The sequence below is a fragment of the Tritonibacter horizontis genome (assembly GCF_001518015.1).
GTDB classification, from domain to species: Bacteria; Pseudomonadota; Alphaproteobacteria; order Rhodobacterales; family Rhodobacteraceae; genus Epibacterium; species Epibacterium horizontis.
Genome location: NZ_LPUY01000131.1, coordinates 1 through 519, shown reverse-complemented (window position 1 = coordinate 519; position 519 = coordinate 1). Strand labels below are relative to the sequence as shown.

Genomic DNA, 519 nt, shown 5'->3' with positions numbered 1-519 from the left:
CCGTCGCGCGGTTGGTTCCGATCCGGTTGATGCTGAGGATTTCCACGTCGAGCCGAGCATTGGGGCCATAGACCGTCGGCGGGTAGTTCTCGTTGGCGCTGTTCCAGATCTGGCGCAGCGCGCTCTCGGCCGCCCCGTCCGAGCGGCGCAGAACGCTGCGGATGCGCAGATCGTTGTCGAGCTGGTTGTAGACCTCGCGGTCGGTCACATAGCGGAACACCTCCGCCTCGATGATCGCCTGGTTGGCGGTCACCGAGGAGGCGCCCACCGAGGCCTCGGGGAGTGCAAAGCCGGTGGCGGGATCGTAAGGGACAACGACGGGGGGCGGGTCGACATCCAGGATCGAGACAGCTGCCGCGCTCAGACAGCCGATGATGCCGAAGACAAGGCCTATCAGGCCAAGACGCTGCCAAAGCCGTTCACGGCGCAGGGCACCATAGACCAGCTCTTCCTCGATGATCTCTTGTTCACTCGCCACGCGTCACACCCCGCACTCACTCGGCCCGCAGCTCGGGCAGC

1 protein-coding gene is annotated in these 519 nt (G+C 65.5%); it reads right to left on the bottom strand.

Annotation, left to right across the window (positions count from 1 at the left end):
* Window positions 1–478 (bottom strand): type IV secretion system protein (locus TRIHO_RS20830; protein ID WP_068248389.1); only part of this gene is annotated, 478 nt, incomplete at its 3' end.
* Between the last annotated feature and the right edge of the window lie 41 nt (window positions 479–519).